Source organism: Pseudarthrobacter leeuwenhoeki (assembly GCF_055412885.1).
The window spans coordinates 1-17,089 of record NZ_JBVAYY010000025.1 but is presented as its reverse complement, the minus strand read 5'-3'; the positions used below and the strand labels follow the sequence as shown (position 1 = coordinate 17,089).

Genomic DNA, 17,089 nt, shown 5'->3' with positions numbered 1-17,089 from the left:
CACGGGGTGGCGCTGCGGGCATCCGGCCAGGCCGTGCCCGGCCGGCGCCCGGGTCAGGAACGTGCGGCGATTGCTTCGGCTCCGGCGGCCATGAATTCAGCGATCCGCTCCCGCGGGGTTGCGTCGCTGACCAGGGCTTCGCCGACGAGGACCGCGTTGGCGCCGTTCGCGGCGTAGTGCCGGACGTCGTCGACGCCGCGGACGCCCGATTCCGCGATGACGAGCGCGCCGGCGGGGATGCCGCCGGCGAGTTCGGCGAAGACGGAACGGTCGACGTCGAGGGTCTTGAGGTTGCGTACGTTGACGCCGATGATCCGCGCGTCCGCGGCAACGGCCCGCCCGATTTCCTCGGCCGTGTGTGTCTCGACGAGGACGTCCATCCCGAGTTCGCGGCTGAGGGCGCTGAACTCGCGCAGCTGTGCGTCGGACAGGGACGCCACGATCAGCAGGATCAGGTCAGCCCCGTGTGCCCGGGCCTCCCAGATCTGGTACTCGTCGATCATGAAGTCCTTGCGGAGCAACGGGGTGTCCACGGCTGCCCGGACGGCGTCGAAATCGGCGAGCGAGCCGTTGAAGCGGCGCTGTTCGGTCAGGACGCTGATCGCGGCGGCGCCGCCGGCGGCATACTGCGCGGCGAGGGAGGCGGGGTCCGCAATGCTGGCGAGATCGCCCTTGGAGGGGCTGCGGCGCTTGATTTCGGCGATGACCTTCAGCTGCCGGCGGGTGCCGGAGGGTCCGCCCAGGGCGGTCCAGGCGTCGCGTGCCGGCGCGGCCGCGGCGGCGCGTTCCTTCAGCTCCGCCAGCGTGATGAGGCGCTGACGGGCCTCCATATCCTCCCTGACCCCGGCGTTGATGTCATCGAGAACGCTCACCCTTAGTGGCCGGAGTTCTTCAGCTTGCTGCCGCCCACACCGTAACCGGCCTTGCGCATGACCAGGCCGATGACCAGGCCCACCAGCATCACAACGCCACCCGCGATGAAGATCGGGGTGTTGGCGATGACATAGGCGATGGACATGATGAGGGCGCCGACGAGCATGACCATAACGGTGGTCCAGGCTGCCGGGCTGTTGCCGTGGCCGGTCGGTTCGCGGTGATCGATCTCGTCGTAGGAGTAGCCGGTTCCGGCAGCGGGCTTGGGGGCGGAAACAGGTGCGTTGCTCATTGAAATCTCCTCAGGGTGAATACTGCTTACATTCTGCCATTTTTTAGCAGTGTTGTTGGCCGAGTTGCCGGCCGCGTCGCAGGCGGCGCCCGCGGCATCGGCTCAGGTGGGGTCGTCACCGCGTGACAAACGGTCCCAGCTGTCGATCTCGTCCGCGGGCCCGGCCGGTGCCGCGGAACCGCCGGCGGCCGGACCCGTTGCTGCGGTGTCGTACTTCGTGCGCGACTTCCAGTAGCGGCCCGCCGGGATGATCAGCAGGGCGCTGAGCCCCAGCAGGGTGCCGGCGGCAACGGCGAGGGCCGGGAACACTGTGACGTCCACCTGTACGTCGCTGCCCGTGATCCCGGTGGCGGCGGCGATGGAGCCCTGGGCGGCGGCCAGCGGGTCAGCGATGACGATCGCGGCGGCGCTGACGATGCCGGCGGCGGCGAGCAGGATGAGCACCGTGATGATCCAGCGGGCGATCCGGCCGGCGATGGACGCGGCGAGTCCGCCGGCCAGGGCCACCAGCGCCAGGGCCGTCACCGTGGTCGCGGCTTTGCTGCCCTGCACCTGCAGGCCGCCCTGGCTGTCGACAGCCTGGCCGAGCTGTGCCGGGTCGAGGTGGACCGTGAGCCAGGTCTGCGTAGTGGTGCCGAAGACAGCCAGCGCCAGGGCCGCGATGGCCAGCACGAGGGTGGATTTCCGGGCCCAGCGGGGAACGACAGGGCTGGTGCTCCTGACCGTAGAGCCGCTCATGCCTGCGTCCCGGCGTCGGAAATGGAATCCGCCGTGATGTTGCGCAGCGACCGGGCCGTGTGCACGGCACGCATCGGGGCGGCGGCCTTGTTGACGGTTTCGAGGGCTTCGGATGCATTCACGGAGTCGGCCACAATGCCGCCGCCGGCCTGCACGTAGGCGCGGCCATCCCGCAGCAGGGCCGAGCGGATCGCGATGGCCATGTCCATGTCACCGGCGAAGTCGAGGTAGCCCACCACACCCCCGTAGATCCCGCGGCGGTGCGGTTCCAGCTCATCGAGCAGTCGCAGCGCACGGGGTTTGGGGGCGCCGGAGAGCGTACCGGCCGGAAAGGTCGCCTTCAGCACGTCGTAGGCCTTGGCGGCGGGCGCCAGCTTGCCGACCACGGTGGAGACCAGGTGCATGATGTGGCTGAAGCGCTCGACCTCCATGAACTGGGTGACGTCGACGGAGCCGGCCACGCAGACCTTGGACAGGTCGTTGCGGGAGAGATCCACCAGCATCAGGTGTTCGGCGCGTTCCTTTTCATCCGCGAGGAGCTCCTCGGCCAGGGCCTTGTCCGCCTCCACAGTTCTGCCGCGCGGCCGGGAGCCGGCGATGGGGTGGGTGATGACTTCCTCGCCGGTCACGGTCACGAGCGCTTCCGGGGAGGACCCGACGATCGAGTACGGCCGGCCGTTGGCGTCCTCGAGGCTGAAGATGTACATGTACGGGCTGGGATTGGTGTTCCGGAGCACCCGGTAGACATCCAGCGGGTCCGCGCCGCATTCCATTTCGAAGCGGCGCGAGATGACCACCTGGAAGACTTCGCCGTCGACGATCGCTTCCTTGCTGCGGTCCAGGGCGGCGAGGTAGTCCGCCTCATTCCAGCGTTCCTGCACGCTGGAGGCGAAGTCCAGGGCGGCGGGGTCCAGCACGGAGACCGGCTGCTTGACGGGGGTGCTGACCTGCGCCAGCAGGGCCTTGACCCGGGCGACGGCGTCATGCCAGGCCTCGTCGACCCGCTCGGTGCTGTTGTCGAAGTTGATCGCGTTGGCAATCAGCAGCACGGTGCCGTCCATGTTGTCGTGCACCGCCATGTCGGTGACGAGGTTCAGCGCCATTTCGGGCAGCTCGAGATCGTCCTCGGGCGGGCTGGTGAGCTTCTCCCAGTGCCGGACGGTTTCCCAGCCGAGGAAGCCGACCAGTCCGGAGGTGAACGGCGGCAGGCCTTCGAAACGGTCGGTGCGGAGGGCCTCGACCGTGTCACGGATGGCGTCCACGGGGCTGCCGCCCAGCGGAACGCCGACGGGCGGTTCGCCGAGCCAGTGCGCCTGGCCGTCCTTGGTGGTCAGCGTGGCCCGTGAACGGGCGCCGATGAAGGAGTAGCGGGACCAGGAGCCGCCGACCGCCGCGGATTCCATCAGGAACGTGCCGGGCTGGCCCTGGGCCAGCTTGCGGTACAGCCCGATCGGGGTTTCGGCGTCAGCCAGCACCTTCAGCCGGACGGGGATGACACGGCTGTGGCCTGCGAGTTCACGGAACTCCGCCAGGCCCGGGCTGATGATTCCAAGGTCCTGCATGGCTGTGGTTTCCGCCTGTTCTTTTAGTGGTCCTGAAGGTTGAGTGTCTGGGCTGGCGCCGCGGTGCGGCTGTCCGGCGCGGCTGCCTTGTGCGGCTCTGCTGTGCGGCTCTGCGCCACCGTCAGCTGCTTGGGTCAGCCGGCGTGGCCGGTGACGACGTCGAGTCCGCGGCCCTCAAAGCAGGTCCGGGTCCCGGTGTGGCAGGCCGCGCCGATCTGGTCCACGCGGACCAGCAGCGCGTCGCCGTCGCAGTCCATCGCGAGGGATTTGACCCACTGCACGTGGCCGGAGGTGTCCCCCTTGCGCCAGTACTCCTGGCGGGACCGGGAGTAGAACGTCACCCGTCCGCTGGTCATGGTCCGGTGCAGGGCCTCATCGTCCATCCAGCCCAGCATGAGCACCTCGTTGGTGTCGTACTGCTGCACGATCGCTGCGACCAGGCCGGCACTGTCGCGCTTCAGGGCTTCAGCGAGACCCGCCGGGAGCGGGCCTGCGGGCGCGGCCGGTCCGGGAACGGCGGTGCTGACGGGCTCCCCATTGACAGTGGTTCCATCAATGGGGTTTCCATTATTAAGGGCGGGGGCGGGCTGCTCAGACATCAGCTCAAGTCTAGTGCCTTGGCGCGGAGCTCCGCCCAGTGGCCCGGCGGCCCGCTTAACATCCGCGTCACCACGGCACGGATCACTTCCATGGGGCCAAAACGACGACGGCGGTTCAGGTGCACACGCGCCGTCGTCTCGTGCTAGTTTCACAAGTGATGCATTTCGTCGATCCGTCCCGAGAAGTTCTGGCCGAAACCTTACTGGCGGCCGGTCCTGACTCCCCCACGCTCTGTCAGGGCTGGCGTACCAGGGACCTTGCCGCCCACCTGTACCTGCGCGAGCGGAAAGCCGCCGTCGGACTCGGCCTGCTGATCAAGCGCCTGGCCAAGGCCTCGGACCAGGCCACGGCCACCCTGGCGGGCAAGCTCACGACGCCCGAGGAGTACAACAAGCTGGTCAATGCCTTCCGCGCCGGCCCCTCCGCGTTCTCGCCGATGAAGATCAAGGCCCTGGACGAAAGCGCCAACCTGACCGAGTACTTCGTCCATACCGAGGACGTCCGCCGCGCCGTGGACCGCTGGGCGCCCCGCGCCCTCGATGAGGAGTATTCGGACGCCCTCTGGGATGACCTGGTGAAGCGCGCGGCCATCCTCTACCGCGGCGTGGACCTCGGAATTGTGCTGGTGCGCCCCTCCGGCCCCCGGCACGTCGCCAAGCGCGCCCCGGTGTCCGTGGCGATCGTCGGGGAACCGGGAGAACTCCTGATGCACGCGCACGGGCGCACCCGCCATGCGCTGGTGACCTTCGAAGGCCAGCCGGACGCCGTCGCGCTCCTGCAGTCCGCCGAAGTCGGGCTCTGAGCCACCCCTCCCCCCACACAACAAAGCAACGCGGGGTCACTTACCGCCCATAATCCCCTCCGGGATGGGCGGTAAGTGACCCCGCGTTGCTTTAGGCGGTGGCGGGGACTAGCGGACTTCGAAGCCGGCGGCCCGGATGGCGGCCTTGACCTGGGTGATCATGTCCAGCGGGCCGAAGTGGAAGACGGACGCGGCGAGAACCGCGTCGGCTCCGGCCGCCACGGCCGGCGGGAAGTGCTCCGGTTTGCCGGCACCGCCGGACGCGATGAGCGGGACCTTGACCGCGGCCCGTGCGAGCCGGATCAGTTCCAGGTCGAAGCCGTCCTTGGTGCCGTCGGCGTCGATGGAGTTCAGCAGGATTTCCCCCACACCGCGGTCGGCCGCTTCACGGGCCCAGGCGATGGCGTCGATACCGGTCCCCTGGCGCCCGCCGTGGGTGGTGACCTCGAAGCCGGAGGCGGTGGGCTGCGAACCGGGGCGGGTGCGCCGCGCATCGAGGGACAGCACCAGGACCTGGGACCCGAAGTGCCGGGTGATCTCGTCGATGACGTCGGCACGGGCGACGGCGGCGGTGTTGATCGCTGCCTTGTCCGCGCCGTAGCGCAGGAGCTTGTCCACTTCGGCCACGCCGCGGACCCCGCCGCCGACGGTCAGCGGGATGAAGACTTCCTCGGCGGTGCGCCGGACGACGTCGAAGGTGGTCTCCCGGTTGCCCGAGGACGCCGTGACGTCAAGGAAGGTCAGCTCGTCGGCGCCGCCGTTGTCGTAGCGGTGCGCCAGTTCCACCGGGTCGCCGGCGTCGCGCAGGCCCTCGAAGTTGATGCCCTTGACGACGCGGCCGGCGTCAACGTCCAGGCACGGGATGACGCGGACGGCTACAGCCATGACTTCTCCTGGTATTCGCTCACAAACGGTTTATTCGCGCCGGGTCAGATGCGGCAGGCGTGGATCGTGCTGACCAGGATGGCGCGGGCGCCGAGATCGTACAGCTCGTCCATGATGCGGTTGGTCTGCTTCTTCGGCACCATCGAGCGGACCGCAACCCAGTCCGAATCGCGCAGCGGCGAGACCGTGGGAGATTCCAGGCCGGGTGTGAGGGCCGCGGCTTCCTCCACGAGTTCCTTGCGGATGTCGTAGTCCATCATGACGTACTGCCGCGCCACGAGGACGCCCTGGAGCCGGCGGATCAGCACCTCGGCGGCCGGGTTCTGCTCGCGCTTGCGGCCGATCAGGACGGCTTCCGAGTGCAGGATGGGCAGGCCAAAGATCTCCATGCCGGCGGCCTTGAGCGTGTTGCCCGTTTCGACGACGTCGGCGATCGCGTCCGCGACACCGAGGCGCACGGAGGATTCGACGGCGCCGTCGAGGCGGACGACCTTGGCCGTGATGCCCCGTTCGGCGAGATAGCCGCGGAGCAGACCGTCGTAGCTGGTGGCGAGGCGCTTGCCTTCGAGCTGTTCGACCGTGGCGAAGTCGCCGACCGGCCCGGCAAAGCGGAAAGTGGAGGCGGCGAAGCCCAGCGGGAGCAGTTCCTCGGCTTCAACCTCAGCGTCGAGGAGCAGGTCGCGGCCGGTGATGCCGACGTCGAGCGTGCCCTGGCCGACGTAGACGGCAATGTCGCGGGGGCGGAGGAAAAAGAACTCAATGTCGTTGTCCGGGTCCACCATGACCAGCTCGCGGGTGTCGCGGCGCTGGCGGTAGCCGGCCTCGGCGAGCATGGCGGACGCGGCTTCGGACAGGGATCCCTTGTTCGGGACGGCAACTCTCAGCATTGGGGAGGTCTTTCTTGGTCGGGACGAAGTCCGTTAAGGAACAGTCCGTCCAGGGTCAGTCAGTTCAGGCACAGGGGGCCACGCTGGACACCGGATTCGCAGCGCAGGGCCCGGCGTTTCCCGGCGCGGACGTGGCTAGAGATGCTTGTAGACGTCTTCCAGGCTGAGTCCTTTGGCGAGCATCAGAACCTGCAGGTGATAAAGCAGCTGCGAGATTTCTTCGGCGGCGGCTTCATCGGATTCATACTCGGCAGCCATCCAGACCTCGGCTGCTTCCTCCACGACTTTCTTGCCGATGCCGTGGACTCCGGAATCCAGTTCGGCGACGGTGCGGGAGCCCTCCGGACGGACGGCTGCCTTCTCACTCAGTTCTGCGAACAGCGATTCGAAATTCTTCACACCCTCCAGCCTACTTGCTCGCGGGCGGAGGGCGCCTGCCGGGCCCCTGCATGACGCCGGGGATGTGAGCGATTACACAGTGGGCGCAGGTCCGGCCGCACCCGGTGGGGGTGCGGCCGGTCCACGCGCCTGCCGGCTTAGCTGAAGTGCTTGAGCGTTACCGCGGTGGCGAGGGCAGCGGTGACGGCCTCGTGGCCCTTGTCCTCGGTGGATCCCGGCAGTCCGGCCCGGTCGATGCCCTGCTGTTCCGTGTCGCAGGTCAGCACGCCGAAGCCGACCGGGACGCCGGTGCGCACCGAAACCTCGGTCAGGCCCAGCGTGGCCGCCTCGCAGACGTACTCAAAGTGCGGGGTTCCGCCGCGGATCACGACGCCGAGCGCCACGACGGCGTCAAAGTGCGGTGCCAGCCGGGCGGCGGCGACGGGGAGCTCGAAGGTACCGGGGACGCGGAGCACGGTCGGTTCGCTGATGCCGGCATCCTTCGCCGCGCGCAGGGCGCCGTCCAGCAGCCCGTCCATGATCTGGGTGTGCCAGCTCGCGGCCACGATGGCCAGCTTCAGCCGGGAAGTTTCCTCCGGTTTGAAAGTGCTGAGGTCAATCTGTGGTGCGCCGTGTCCGCTCATCTGGAAATCCTTGTTCTGCTCAGTCGTGGTGTGCGTGTCTAAACGTCGGGGCGGCCCCGCCGGGGGCCGGCCGAAAAGCCTGTCAGTCCTGGTCGTGCTCGAAGCCGCGCGGACCGGCAACCGGTGCGGCCGGCTCCATGTCAAGGAGCAGCCTGTGGTCCATCCGGTCCTTCTTGGTCTGCAGGTACCGGATGTTCTGTTCGCGGGAGGGAACCTCGGTGGGCACCATCTCCACGACGCTGACGCCGGCCTGGGCCAGCCGGTCCTGTTTGTCCGGGTTGTTGCTCAGCAGGCGGACCTCGTGCAGGCCCATGTCCGCGAGGATCTGGGCCGCGGCCTTGTAGCAGCGGGCATCCACGGGAAGGCCCAGCTGTTCGTTGGCCTCCACAGTGTCGTAGCCGGCTTCCTGCAGGGCGTAGGCCTTCATTTTGTTCGCCAGGCCGATCCCCCGGCCCTCCTGGCCGCGCAGGTACAGCAGGGTCCCGCCAAACTCGTTGATCATCTCGAGGGCAAAGGCCAGCTGTTCCCCGCAGTCGCAGCGGTAGGAGCCGAACACGTCTCCGGTGAGGCACTCCGAATGCAGCCGGACCAGCGGGGCCATCCCGTCGACCGGCGGCAGCGGGGAGCTGACCGCCAGATGCTCGGCGCCGGTGGCCAGGTCGGTCCAGGCCTGCGCCACAAAATCACCGAACGCGGTGGGCAGCTGGACGACCGGGCCGGCGCTGACCGGATGCAGCTGGCGTCCGGCTTCGCGCTGTTCTTGTGCTTCCGACGTCGTCATCGTTTCTCCTCCATCAAACCGGGTCTGTCGGGCGGCCGGCAGGCTGCCCGGCCTCAAGGTAAGTCACCAGGTCCGCAATCGAGACCAGCGGGCAGCCGTGTTCGAGGGCGAAGCCCCGAAGTCCGTCCAGCCTCATCATTTCGCCGTTGTCGTACACCACTTCTGCGATCACACCCACGGGCTCGAGTCCGGCCAGCCGGCACAGTTCCACGGCCGCTTCGGTGTGTCCGGGACGTTCCCGCACTCCCCCCTTAACGGCCCTGAGCGGAAAAACATGCCCGGGACGGGTCAGCGCCGCCGGCTCACTTCCGGGATCGGCCAGGATCCGGGCGGTCAGGGCCCGGTCCGTGGCAGAGATTCCGGTGCTGATGCCCACCGCGGCGTCGCAGGACACCGTGTAGGCGGTGCCCTTGGCATCTTCGTTGATGTGGACCATCGGCGGCAGCCCGAGGGCGTCGGCCCGGCCGGCGTCGAGCGGTACGCAGACCACACCGGAGCTGTACCGGATGGTCCATCCCATCAGGGCCGGCGTGGCGTGCTGCGCGGCGAAGATGATGTCTCCTTCGTTTTCGCGGTCCTCGTCGTCGACCACCAGGACAGGGCGTCCGGCGGCCATGGCGAGGATGGCGTCCTCGATCAGGTCCAGGCCGGACGGCGGGATAACCGGCGCGGGTGCACGCTTCGCGGGCCGGGCAGCGTCCGCGGGCTCAGTGAGAAGGTGCCGCGGGGCAGTGATGTCCTTGACGGTGTTCACGCTGTTGCCCCTTCCGCGCGTACTGCTGCTCCCCCGGCTGCCGCACCCGAAAAGGCGAGCAGACGCTCAGTGTACTTCGCCAGGACGTCAACTTCGAGGTTCACGTGGCTGCCCCGGGTTTTCGCGCCCAGTCCGGTGTCCGCCAGTGTAGTGGGGATCAGCCCCACCTCGAACCACGGCGCCGTTTCGGCGGCAGCGCTCACGGCGGTCACCGTCAGCGAGACGCCGTCGACGGCGATGGACCCCTTCTCGGCGATGTAGCGCGCCAGCCCGGCGGGAACGCCGAAGCGGAGCCGGTCCCAGTTGCCCAGCGCCTCGCGCTCCAGCAGCTGCCCGACGCCGTCGACGTGGCCCTGGACGACGTGCCCGTCGAGCCGGCCACCCGCCGGAACGCAGCGTTCCAGGTTGACGGGGTCCCCGGCGGCCAGTTCACCGATGGTGCTGCGCGTCAGGGTTTCGCCCATCACGTCAACACTGAACTCCTGGCCGTCGATTTCCGTGGCCGTGAGGCAGACGCCGTTGACGGCGATGGAACCGCCGAGGTCGAGTCCCTCGGTGCTGCCAGGTGCGTGGAGCCGGACGGTGGCGCTGATGTCGCCGTTGCGGTCAACGGACAACACCTTCCCCTGCTCGGCAATAATTCCGGTGAACATCAGTTGCCTCCTGCGGCGGTGTCCGCGCCTGTGCGGAGCGGGGTTGAATCGGCTGAAGTTTTGGCAGCGGCCGGCACGGGTGCCAGCGCGCTGTTTGTTGGGGCGCTGTTTGTTGGAGCGCTGTTTGTTGAGGCGCTGTGCGTCCGGGAGCTGTTCGTCAGGGCGGGGCGCAGGTGCAGCCGCAGGTCGCGGCCGAGCTGCTGGACCGCCCCGCCGGATGCGGGATCCCATTCCCACTGCTGGGCGTCGGCCAGGGTGGTGATGCCGAGGTCCTCCAGCGCCGGGGTTCCGGAGCCGAGGAGCGTCGGGGCCAGGTAGACGATCAGTTCGTCCACGAGCCCGGCGGCGAGGAAGGCACTCAGGATCCGGGAGCCGCCTTCCACCATGAGGTGGCGGACTCCGGCGGAGAACAGCTCGTCCAGCGCGTTCCCCGGATCCCGTGTGGGCAGGTGGAGGACCTTTCCGTCGTCGCCGTTGACGGCTGCGCCCTCGGGAATCCCCCGGTAGCCCATCACAACGCGCAGCGGCTGGCGGCCGGCCGGTTCGCCGTCGGCACCGCGGGCGGTGAGGCGCGGGTTGTCGACCAGCACCGTCTGCGTTCCGACCAGGATCGCGTCGATCCGGCCGCGCAGGGCGTGGTTGTCGGCGAGCGATTCCGGGCTGGAAATCCACTGGCTGGTGCCGTCGCTGGCGGCGATGCGGCTGTCGAGGGTTTGCGCGATGTGCAGGGTGACGAAGGGGCGTGTGGCTGCCACGGCGCCGAACCAGCGCCGGTTCAGCTCAAGGGCGGTCTCGGCGCGGAGTCCGGCGCGGACGCGGACTCCCGCGGCGCGCAGGGTGGCCGCGCCGCCGGCGGCGGGGTCGTGCGGATCGTCGAGCGCGTAGACGACGTCCGCGATGCCGGCCCTGATGATCGCCTGGGCGCAGGGACCCGTGCGTCCGCAGTGGTTGCACGGCTCCAGCGTGACCACCATCGTGGTTCCGCTAAGGTCCAGGCCGGCGGCCGTCGCCTGGTCGATCGCGTCGGCTTCCGCGTGGGCCGTGCCGGCTCCGCGGTGGTAGCCCGTGACTAACCGGCTTCCGTCAGCGTTGATCACGACGGCGCCGACCAGCGGGTTCGCGCCCCGGGGCCCCTGCCGGGCTGCTGCGAGGGCGGCATCCATGGCGGCGACCTCGGCCGCGCTGAATCCGGCAACGGCCACGGCCGCGGCGACGTCCGCGGTCGCGTTTGTGGGGTGTTTGACGCTCATCACCCTGCCACCGGGCTTTCGAAGACCGGAGTGGTGGTGAAGAGCCATCGCAGAGAGTGCATGTGTGGGTGTCGTTCCTTCCCTCAAAAACCGCGATGGCTCCGGGGGTATACGACAGCAAACTCCCGCAGCGCCACGAGGGCGCCGCAGTAACAGCTGTACGTGCTTCTCTCATCCAGACTTTAACTGTCGGTACCGGAGTTCCACCGGTTCAACCGTCTGCCAACTGCCTTCCCGAGGGAAGCGCCGGCGCGCGGGTCGCGGACTATAACCGCCGGTTCGGACTTACACCGACCCCGGAGCACGTATGTGTCTAGCTATTCTGGCACAACCGCCGGGCAGCTTTGGCTATTCCCGGCGGCGGGATGTTACGGCCTGCGTCATCTTCGCCCGCCGTGCGGTCCGCCGGCGGTGCGGTCAGCGGCGCCCGGCGGCGCGGAGCCGCTCGATGGCCTCGGCAGGATCATCGGCACCGTAGACGGCGGAACCGGCGACGAAGACGTTGGCCCCGGCGTCCGCGGCACGCCAGATGGTGTCCTCGGTGATGCCGCCGTCGACCTGCAGCGCCACGTCCAGCCCCGACGCGTCGATCGCCGCCCGGGCCCGGCGGATCTTCGGCAGCGTGAGGTCCAGAAATTCCTGGCCGCCAAATCCCGGTTCCACGGTCATGATCAGCAGCAAGTCGATCTCACCGAGCAGGTCCAGGAAAGGTTCCACACCGCTGCCCGGCCGGAGCGCCAGCCCAGCCTTGGCCCCGCGGGCCCGCAGCTCCCGCGCCAGCTTGATCGGCGCAATCGATGCCTCGGCGTGGAATGTCACGGAGGCGATTCCCGCGTCGGCGTACGCCGGAGCCCAGCGGTCCGCGTGCTCGATCATCAGGTGGACATCCAACGGCACCGGGCTGATCTCCTGCAGGCGCGCCACCACCGGCAACCCCAGCGAGAGGTTGGGTACAAAGTGGTTGTCCATGACATCCACGTGCACCGCATCCGCGGTTCTGATTTTGCGCAGTTCGGCTTCAAGGTTGGCGAAGTCGGCGGAGAGAATGCTCGGGTTGATACAGCACTTGGCCATGTGGAATTCCTTGTCGTTCTGCTGAGATGTCCTATGGAAGGCGCGGGCTCCCGTGCCCAGTATCCCCTGTTGATCAGGCCTTTTTGTGGATGAGCGCCAGGAACATGGCGTCCGTCCGGTGCACATGCGGCCAGAGCTGGGCGGTCAGCTCGTGACCGGCGTCGAGGTGGCCCGTGAGGCTGACGCTGTCCAGCACCGCACCGGCGTCGAGCAGTTCAAGGTCGTTCCGTTTGCGCAGCACATCGCTCACGACGGCGGTTGTTTCCGCCGGGTGCGGTGAGCATGTCACGTAAGCGACGACGCCCCCGGGCTTCACGGCGGCCAGCGCGGACTTCAGCAGCTCGCGCTGCAGCGGGCCGAGGTCTGTCAGGTCCTTGGGCGTCCGGCGCCAGCGGGATTCCGGTCGGCGGCGCAGGGCGCCGAGTCCGGTACAGGGCGCGTCGACGAGCACCCGGTCAAAGGTCTCCGGCATTTCCGTGCCGACGTCGCGTCCGTCGCCGGTCCGCACATGCCAGACCTCGTGCGGCACGGCGGCGAGGGCCTGGCGGACCAGTTTGGCGCGGTGCGGTGCCGGTTCGTTGGCCAACAGGGTGGCGCCCCGTTCCCGGGCGAGGGCGCCGAGCAGGGCCGCCTTGCCGCCGGGGCCGGCGCACATGTCCAGCCATCGTTCCGCTGCCGGTTCCGTGCCTGCCGGTTCCGTGCCTGCCGGTTCCGTGCCTGCCGGTTCCGTGCCGGGGCCCTGGCTGCCTGCCGTCCCGATGCCGCCAAGGTCGACGGCGGCCATGGCGCGGGCGACGAGCTGGGAGCCGACGTCCTGGACACGGGTGGTGCCTTCGCGGACGGAGGCCAGCCGGCCGAGGTCTCCGCCGCTTGAGAGCGCCGAGCCTTCGACGAGTTCACCGGGCGTGGCACCTCCTTCGAGGGCCTCGTCCAGGCTGCCGATCCCCGGCAATGCGACGAGGTTAACCACCGGTGCGGCGTTATCCGCCTCGAGGAGGTCGCTGATTTCGCTGACCGGCCGCCCGTGGGCCACCAGGGACTGCCGGAGGGCCCGCACAATCCATTCCGGGTGGGCGTAGCGGATGGCGGCTATTTTGGTTTCGTCCGTCTCATCGCTGAGCAGCAGGTCCAGCCACTCCTCCAGCGTGCGGGCGGATACCTTGCGCAGCACCGCGTTGATGAGCGCCGACGGCCCGGCGCCAATGACGGCGCGGGCCAGGCCTACGGTCTGGTCCAGGGCCGCGTGGGCGGGGACGCGCATGGCCAGCAACTGGTGGGCCCCGATCCGGAGCGCATCGAGGATGGCAGGATCCAGCTGGTCCAGCGGCCGGTCCACACAGCGGGCCAGGATCGCGTCATAGGTGCCCTGGCCGCGCAGTGCCCCGTAACTCAGCTCCGTGGCGAAGCCGGCGTCGCGCTTGTCCAGCCCATGGTGCCGGATCCGGGCGGGCAGTACGAGATTGGCGTAGGCGTCCTCGGCGGCGACCGCGCGCAGGACCTCGAAGGCCACGAGCCGGGCGGGATCCGCCCGGCGGGTGCGCTGGGACGGCGCGTTCTCGGTGAAGCCGCGCTGCGGTCCCCGGTTGCGTTCCCGTCCCTGGGCGTTCCGCTGGCTCCCGTCCCGGCCTCGGCCGCTCTGGCCTGCCTGGCCGCTTTGGCCGGCGCCGCGCTGGCCGCCAGATCCGCCGCGCTGGGGGCCGTTGCCGCGCCCGCTGCCGCTCGTCCCGGACTCGCTCATTCGAATACCACGCTTTCAAGTGTTGCCTGTCCGCGCGCCCAGTCGGCGGCGGTCATCATTTTCTTCCCCGAGGGCTGGACCCGGGTGAGTTCGACCGGGTGTGAGCCGGTCCCCACGAGCACGCTCTTGCCCGCCAGGGACAGTTGTCCCGGTTTCAGCGCAGGGTCGTCTGGACGCAGAATCACCGGTTCCAGCTTGATCCGCTGGCCGTCGAGGGTGGTCCACGCGCCGGGTTCGGGGGTGACCCCGCGGGCCCGCCGTCCGATCGCGAGGGCGGGCTGCTGCCAGTCCAGCCGGCCGTCCTCGAGCGTGAGTTTGGGGGCGAGGCTGACCTCGCCCTGCTGCGGCACAGCGGCGGCCTGGCCGGCGTCGACGGCTGAGAGCGTCTGGGTCAGCAGCACGGCCCCGCTGTGGGACAGCCGCTCAAGCAGCGCCCCGGCGGTGTCGTCGGGCCGCACGGCTTCGGTCAGGGTGCCGAACACCGGTCCGGTGTCCAGCCCTTCCTCCAGCAGGAAGGTGACGGCCCCGGTGACGTCATCGCCGGCGATGAGGGACCGCTGGACGGGCGCCGCGCCGCGCCAGGCCGGCAGCAGGGAGAAGTGCAGGTTGATCCAGCCATGCCGGGGGATGTCCAGGGCCGGCCGCGGAATGAGCCCGCCATAGGCCACGATGGCGGCAGCGTCAGGGGCGGCAGCCGCGATCTGCTCGGTCACCGCGGCGTCGACCTTGGCGGCATGAATGATCGTGAGGCCCAGTTCCGCGGCACGGGCAGCAACGGGCGACGGCGTGAGCACGCGCTTGCGTCCCAGCGGCGCGTCCGGGCGGGTGAGGACGGCGACGACGTCGAACCCTGCCTCGACGAGGGCGTCGAGGGACGGCACGGCCACGGCCGGTGTCCCGGCGAAGAGAACCCTCACTGGGAGTTACCGAAGGAGCCGAAGCTGCCCGAACCGGCAGTGCCCGAACCTGCAGTGCCGGAACCGAAGCTGGTGCCGACCGTCCTGGCGCGCTTCGCCGTCGTCTGTTCGGTGATGGCGTCGTAGCTGGCGTTCCGGATGGCGCGCAGCGCGGTCTTCCGGTCTTCACCTTCGAGCCGGTCCGTGAAGAGGATGCCGTCGAGGTGGTCGGTTTCGTGCTGGAAGGCCCGCGCCAGCATGCCTTCGCCCTCCACCGTGACGGGCTGGCCGTGCAGGTCGACGCCGGTGACGCGGGTGTGCCGGTGCCGTCGGACGGGGAAGCCGAGGCCGGGGATGGAAAGGCAACCCTCGACCTCGTCGGGCTGGAAGTCGTCACTGTTCGCCAGCACGGGGTTGATGATGTGTCCCTCGACGCCGTCGATGCGGTAGGTGAATACGCGCTGGCTCACACCGACCTGCGGTGCGGCCAGGCCGGCGCCGTCCACGTCCTCCATGGTTTCGGTCATATCGGCGACAAGCTTCGCCAGCTCAGGCCCGAATTCCGTCACGGGATCGGCAACTGTGCGCAGCACAGGATCCCCGATGATGCGGATATTCAAAATGGCCATGTGCACTATGTCCTTACAGTGGGCAGCGACGGGATCCAGTCCAGTTTAGTTGCACACCGGGACCCGACCAGGACGGGTTCGCGGAATCGGCATGGATCGGGTGGATCGTCACCCACAATGGTGCGGCGGCGCCGGGTGGCGGGTGGCGCCGGGTTGTTGCGGGTCCGGTGAGGGCGTGCCGGCATGGCAAGGGGGTCAGGGAGAATCCGCGGCGGCAGGTCTATGGCCGCAGATCTATGGCCTCTGTCCCGCAGCTATTAATGTCAGAGCCCTTCGATAGGTTGGGTTTATGGAAGCCGTCGGGGATTTCTTTTCTTTCCAGGACACGGACCGGGTCGCTGAACCGGCCGGGCAGTCCGGGGTGGATGGCGCCCTCGCCATGCTCCGGGAAACGGCTCTGACAGCGGTGGAGGACGCGGCGTTGCGGGGTTTCCAGGCGGCGGCGGATTTCGCCGGCACGGTGGAGGAGCTCTCGCGGATCGTGGACTATTTGCAGCTCGTGGCGGCCGGGGCCGTGGACCGGACCCGGACGCAGGCCGCGGTCTCCGCCCCGAAGGCCGGCACCTCGTGGACCACGGGCTGGCGGGAAACCACCGGCTCCGGCGCTGGGACTGGGACTGGGACTGGGGCTGGGGCTGGGGCTGGGGCTGATGGCCCGGTGGTTGTTGTGGATGACGGGTACCGGAACACCACGGAGTTCCTGCGGGCGCGGCTGCGGATCAGCGCCGCCGAGGCCCGGCGCCGGCTCGCCCTGGCCGGGACTCTGCTGCCGCGGCAGGGATTCACCGGCGAACCACTGCCACCGGTCCACGGGGAACTCGGGTCCGCCGTCGCCGCCGGGGAGGTCGCCTCCCGGGCCGGGACCATCATTACCCTGGCGCTGGAGAGTGTCCGGCACGTCTGCGACGGGGAGGCAGCTGCCCGGATGGAGCACGCCCTGACCCGCACCGCCGTCGAGAACGACCCGGATTTCCTGGCCCGTGTGGCCCGGAGCTGGACTGACGCGCTGGATCAGGACGGCGCCGAGCCCTCCGAGGAACTCCTGCGCCAGCTTCAGGGCGCCTTCATCCGCAAACCCCGCCACGGACTCCAGCACCTGGAGATCTTCGCGACCGCCGAACAGTTCGAACACCTCCTCACCGTCATGAACACCGCCACCAACCCCCGCACGACGGTCCCGGAGACACCGGGAACCACGGCTGGCGGTGACGCAGCCGAAAGCGCGGCTGCCGGTGCGGGGTCCGCGGGGTCCGCGGGCGGGCCTGCCACGGCGGCGGCCACCCACTCCGCCGGAGCCGCCACCGAAGCCAGCCCCTGGGCCGGCGCCGGCACAAACAGCGGGCATGCTGGCGTGGACGTGCCGCTGGACCTGCGCTCACGCCCGCAAAAACTCCTCGATGGCCTCGTCGGCGCCGCCAAGGCCGCCCTCGCCGCCGGCACCCTCCCGGCCGCCGGAGGACTTCGGCCCCAGGTCATGGTCACCATCGACTACCGGGACCTCCTCGCCCGGCTCGGACACGGCGACGGGGACCTGCAGACCAGCGCCGGCGGGCCCTTCCACCCCGGCCAGGCGATGGCGCAGACCGGAAACCTGCTCTTCACCGGCCCCGTCACCGCCGCCACGGTCCGGAAGATCGCCTGCGACGCGGACAT

19 protein-coding genes and 1 riboswitch are annotated in these 17,089 nt (G+C 69.3%); of the genes, 2 read left to right on the top strand and 17 right to left on the bottom strand.

Annotated features, from left to right (window positions below; translation table 11 throughout):
- Positions 1-53: 53 nt before the first annotated feature.
- From trpC to hisI, 5 genes are all read right to left on the bottom strand, one after another.
- The gene (gene trpC / locus ACZYX4_RS16900) at positions 54-872 is read right to left on the bottom strand and encodes an indole-3-glycerol phosphate synthase TrpC (protein ID WP_463878061.1); all 819 of its coding nucleotides are present in this window, start codon (positions 870-872) and stop codon (positions 54-56) included.
- 2 nt (positions 873-874) lie between these two features.
- Positions 875-1,165, bottom strand: coding sequence for an HGxxPAAW family protein (locus ACZYX4_RS16895; protein WP_463878058.1), 291 nt, complete (start codon positions 1,163-1,165; stop codon positions 875-877).
- Between the two features lie 102 nt (positions 1,166-1,267).
- The gene (locus ACZYX4_RS16890) at positions 1,268-1,903 is read right to left on the bottom strand and encodes a Trp biosynthesis-associated membrane protein (RefSeq protein ID WP_463878056.1); all 636 of its coding nucleotides are present in this window, start codon (positions 1,901-1,903) and stop codon (positions 1,268-1,270) included.
- Positions 1,900-3,465 (bottom strand): anthranilate synthase component I, encoded by a 1,566-nt coding sequence (locus tag ACZYX4_RS16885; protein WP_463878053.1) that lies wholly within the window; start codon positions 3,463-3,465, stop codon positions 1,900-1,902. The genes ACZYX4_RS16890 and ACZYX4_RS16885 overlap by 4 nt, the downstream gene beginning before the upstream one ends.
- 134 nt (positions 3,466-3,599) lie before the next feature.
- The gene (hisI, locus tag ACZYX4_RS16880) at positions 3,600-4,064 is read right to left on the bottom strand and encodes a phosphoribosyl-AMP cyclohydrolase (protein WP_463878050.1); all 465 of its coding nucleotides are present in this window, start codon (positions 4,062-4,064) and stop codon (positions 3,600-3,602) included.
- A gap of 158 nt (positions 4,065-4,222) precedes the next feature.
- Between hisI and ACZYX4_RS16875 the strand changes: the two genes are divergently transcribed.
- A complete protein-coding gene (locus ACZYX4_RS16875) occupies positions 4,223-4,867 on the top strand; it encodes a TIGR03085 family metal-binding protein (protein WP_463878048.1) in 645 nt (214 codons plus the stop codon).
- 108 nt (positions 4,868-4,975) lie between these two features.
- Here the strand turns inward: ACZYX4_RS16875 and hisF are convergent, their stop codons facing one another.
- The 12 genes from hisF to def all read right to left on the bottom strand — a co-directional run bounded on the left by hisF (position 4,976) and on the right by def (position 15,436).
- Positions 4,976-5,752, bottom strand: coding sequence for an imidazole glycerol phosphate synthase subunit HisF (hisF, locus tag ACZYX4_RS16870; protein ID WP_463878045.1), 777 nt, complete (start codon positions 5,750-5,752; stop codon positions 4,976-4,978).
- 44 nt (positions 5,753-5,796) lie between these two features.
- Positions 5,797-6,639, bottom strand: a complete 843-nt coding sequence (gene hisG, locus ACZYX4_RS16865) for an ATP phosphoribosyltransferase (RefSeq protein WP_463878043.1) — start codon at positions 6,637-6,639, stop codon at positions 5,797-5,799.
- 135 nt (positions 6,640-6,774) lie between these two features.
- The gene (locus ACZYX4_RS16860) at positions 6,775-7,038 is read right to left on the bottom strand and encodes a phosphoribosyl-ATP diphosphatase (RefSeq protein WP_024367461.1); all 264 of its coding nucleotides are present in this window, start codon (positions 7,036-7,038) and stop codon (positions 6,775-6,777) included.
- 137 nt (positions 7,039-7,175) lie between these two features.
- A complete protein-coding gene (ribH, locus tag ACZYX4_RS16855; protein ID WP_463878040.1) occupies positions 7,176-7,661 on the bottom strand; it encodes a 6,7-dimethyl-8-ribityllumazine synthase in 486 nt (161 codons plus the stop codon).
- An 82-nt stretch (positions 7,662-7,743) separates the two neighbouring features.
- On the bottom strand, positions 7,744-8,442 hold the full coding sequence (gene ribA, locus ACZYX4_RS16850) for a GTP cyclohydrolase II (RefSeq protein WP_463878037.1): 699 nt from the start codon (positions 8,440-8,442) through the stop codon (positions 7,744-7,746).
- A 13-nt stretch (positions 8,443-8,455) separates the two neighbouring features.
- Positions 8,456-9,058 carry a 3,4-dihydroxy-2-butanone-4-phosphate synthase gene (gene ribB / locus ACZYX4_RS16845; protein WP_463878084.1) on the bottom strand — a complete coding sequence of 201 codons (603 nt, stop codon included), beginning with the start codon at positions 9,056-9,058 and terminating at the stop codon, positions 8,456-8,458.
- Between the two features lie 134 nt (positions 9,059-9,192).
- Positions 9,193-9,849: a riboflavin synthase gene (locus ACZYX4_RS16840; RefSeq protein WP_463878035.1), complete on the bottom strand. Its 657-nt coding sequence runs from the start codon at positions 9,847-9,849 to the stop codon at positions 9,193-9,195.
- Positions 9,849-11,012 (bottom strand): bifunctional diaminohydroxyphosphoribosylaminopyrimidine deaminase/5-amino-6-(5-phosphoribosylamino)uracil reductase RibD, encoded by a 1,164-nt coding sequence (gene ribD / locus ACZYX4_RS16835; RefSeq protein ID WP_463878082.1) that lies wholly within the window; start codon positions 11,010-11,012, stop codon positions 9,849-9,851. The genes ACZYX4_RS16840 and ribD overlap by 1 nt, the downstream gene beginning before the upstream one ends.
- Positions 11,013-11,257: 245 nt before the next feature.
- Positions 11,258-11,408, bottom strand: a riboswitch (FMN riboswitch).
- Positions 11,409-11,516: 108 nt separating this feature from the next.
- On the bottom strand, positions 11,517-12,173 hold the full coding sequence (gene rpe, locus ACZYX4_RS16830; RefSeq protein ID WP_463878033.1) for a ribulose-phosphate 3-epimerase: 657 nt from the start codon (positions 12,171-12,173) through the stop codon (positions 11,517-11,519).
- A 73-nt stretch (positions 12,174-12,246) separates the two neighbouring features.
- Entirely contained in the window at positions 12,247-13,911 is a 1,665-nt protein-coding gene (locus tag ACZYX4_RS16825; RefSeq protein ID WP_463878030.1) for an RsmB/NOP family class I SAM-dependent RNA methyltransferase, read from the bottom strand.
- Entirely contained in the window at positions 13,908-14,828 is a 921-nt protein-coding gene (gene fmt / locus ACZYX4_RS16820) for a methionyl-tRNA formyltransferase (RefSeq protein WP_463878028.1), read from the bottom strand. Before fmt ends, ACZYX4_RS16825 begins: the two co-directional genes overlap by 4 nt.
- Positions 14,825-15,436 (bottom strand): peptide deformylase, encoded by a 612-nt coding sequence (def, locus tag ACZYX4_RS16815; protein ID WP_463878025.1) that lies wholly within the window; start codon positions 15,434-15,436, stop codon positions 14,825-14,827. Before def ends, fmt begins: the two co-directional genes overlap by 4 nt.
- Before the next feature lie 289 nt (positions 15,437-15,725).
- Between def and ACZYX4_RS16810 the strand changes: the two genes are divergently transcribed.
- The coding region (locus tag ACZYX4_RS16810; protein ID WP_463878022.1) for a DUF222 domain-containing protein at positions 15,726-17,089 on the top strand (1,364 nt) is incomplete at its 3' end.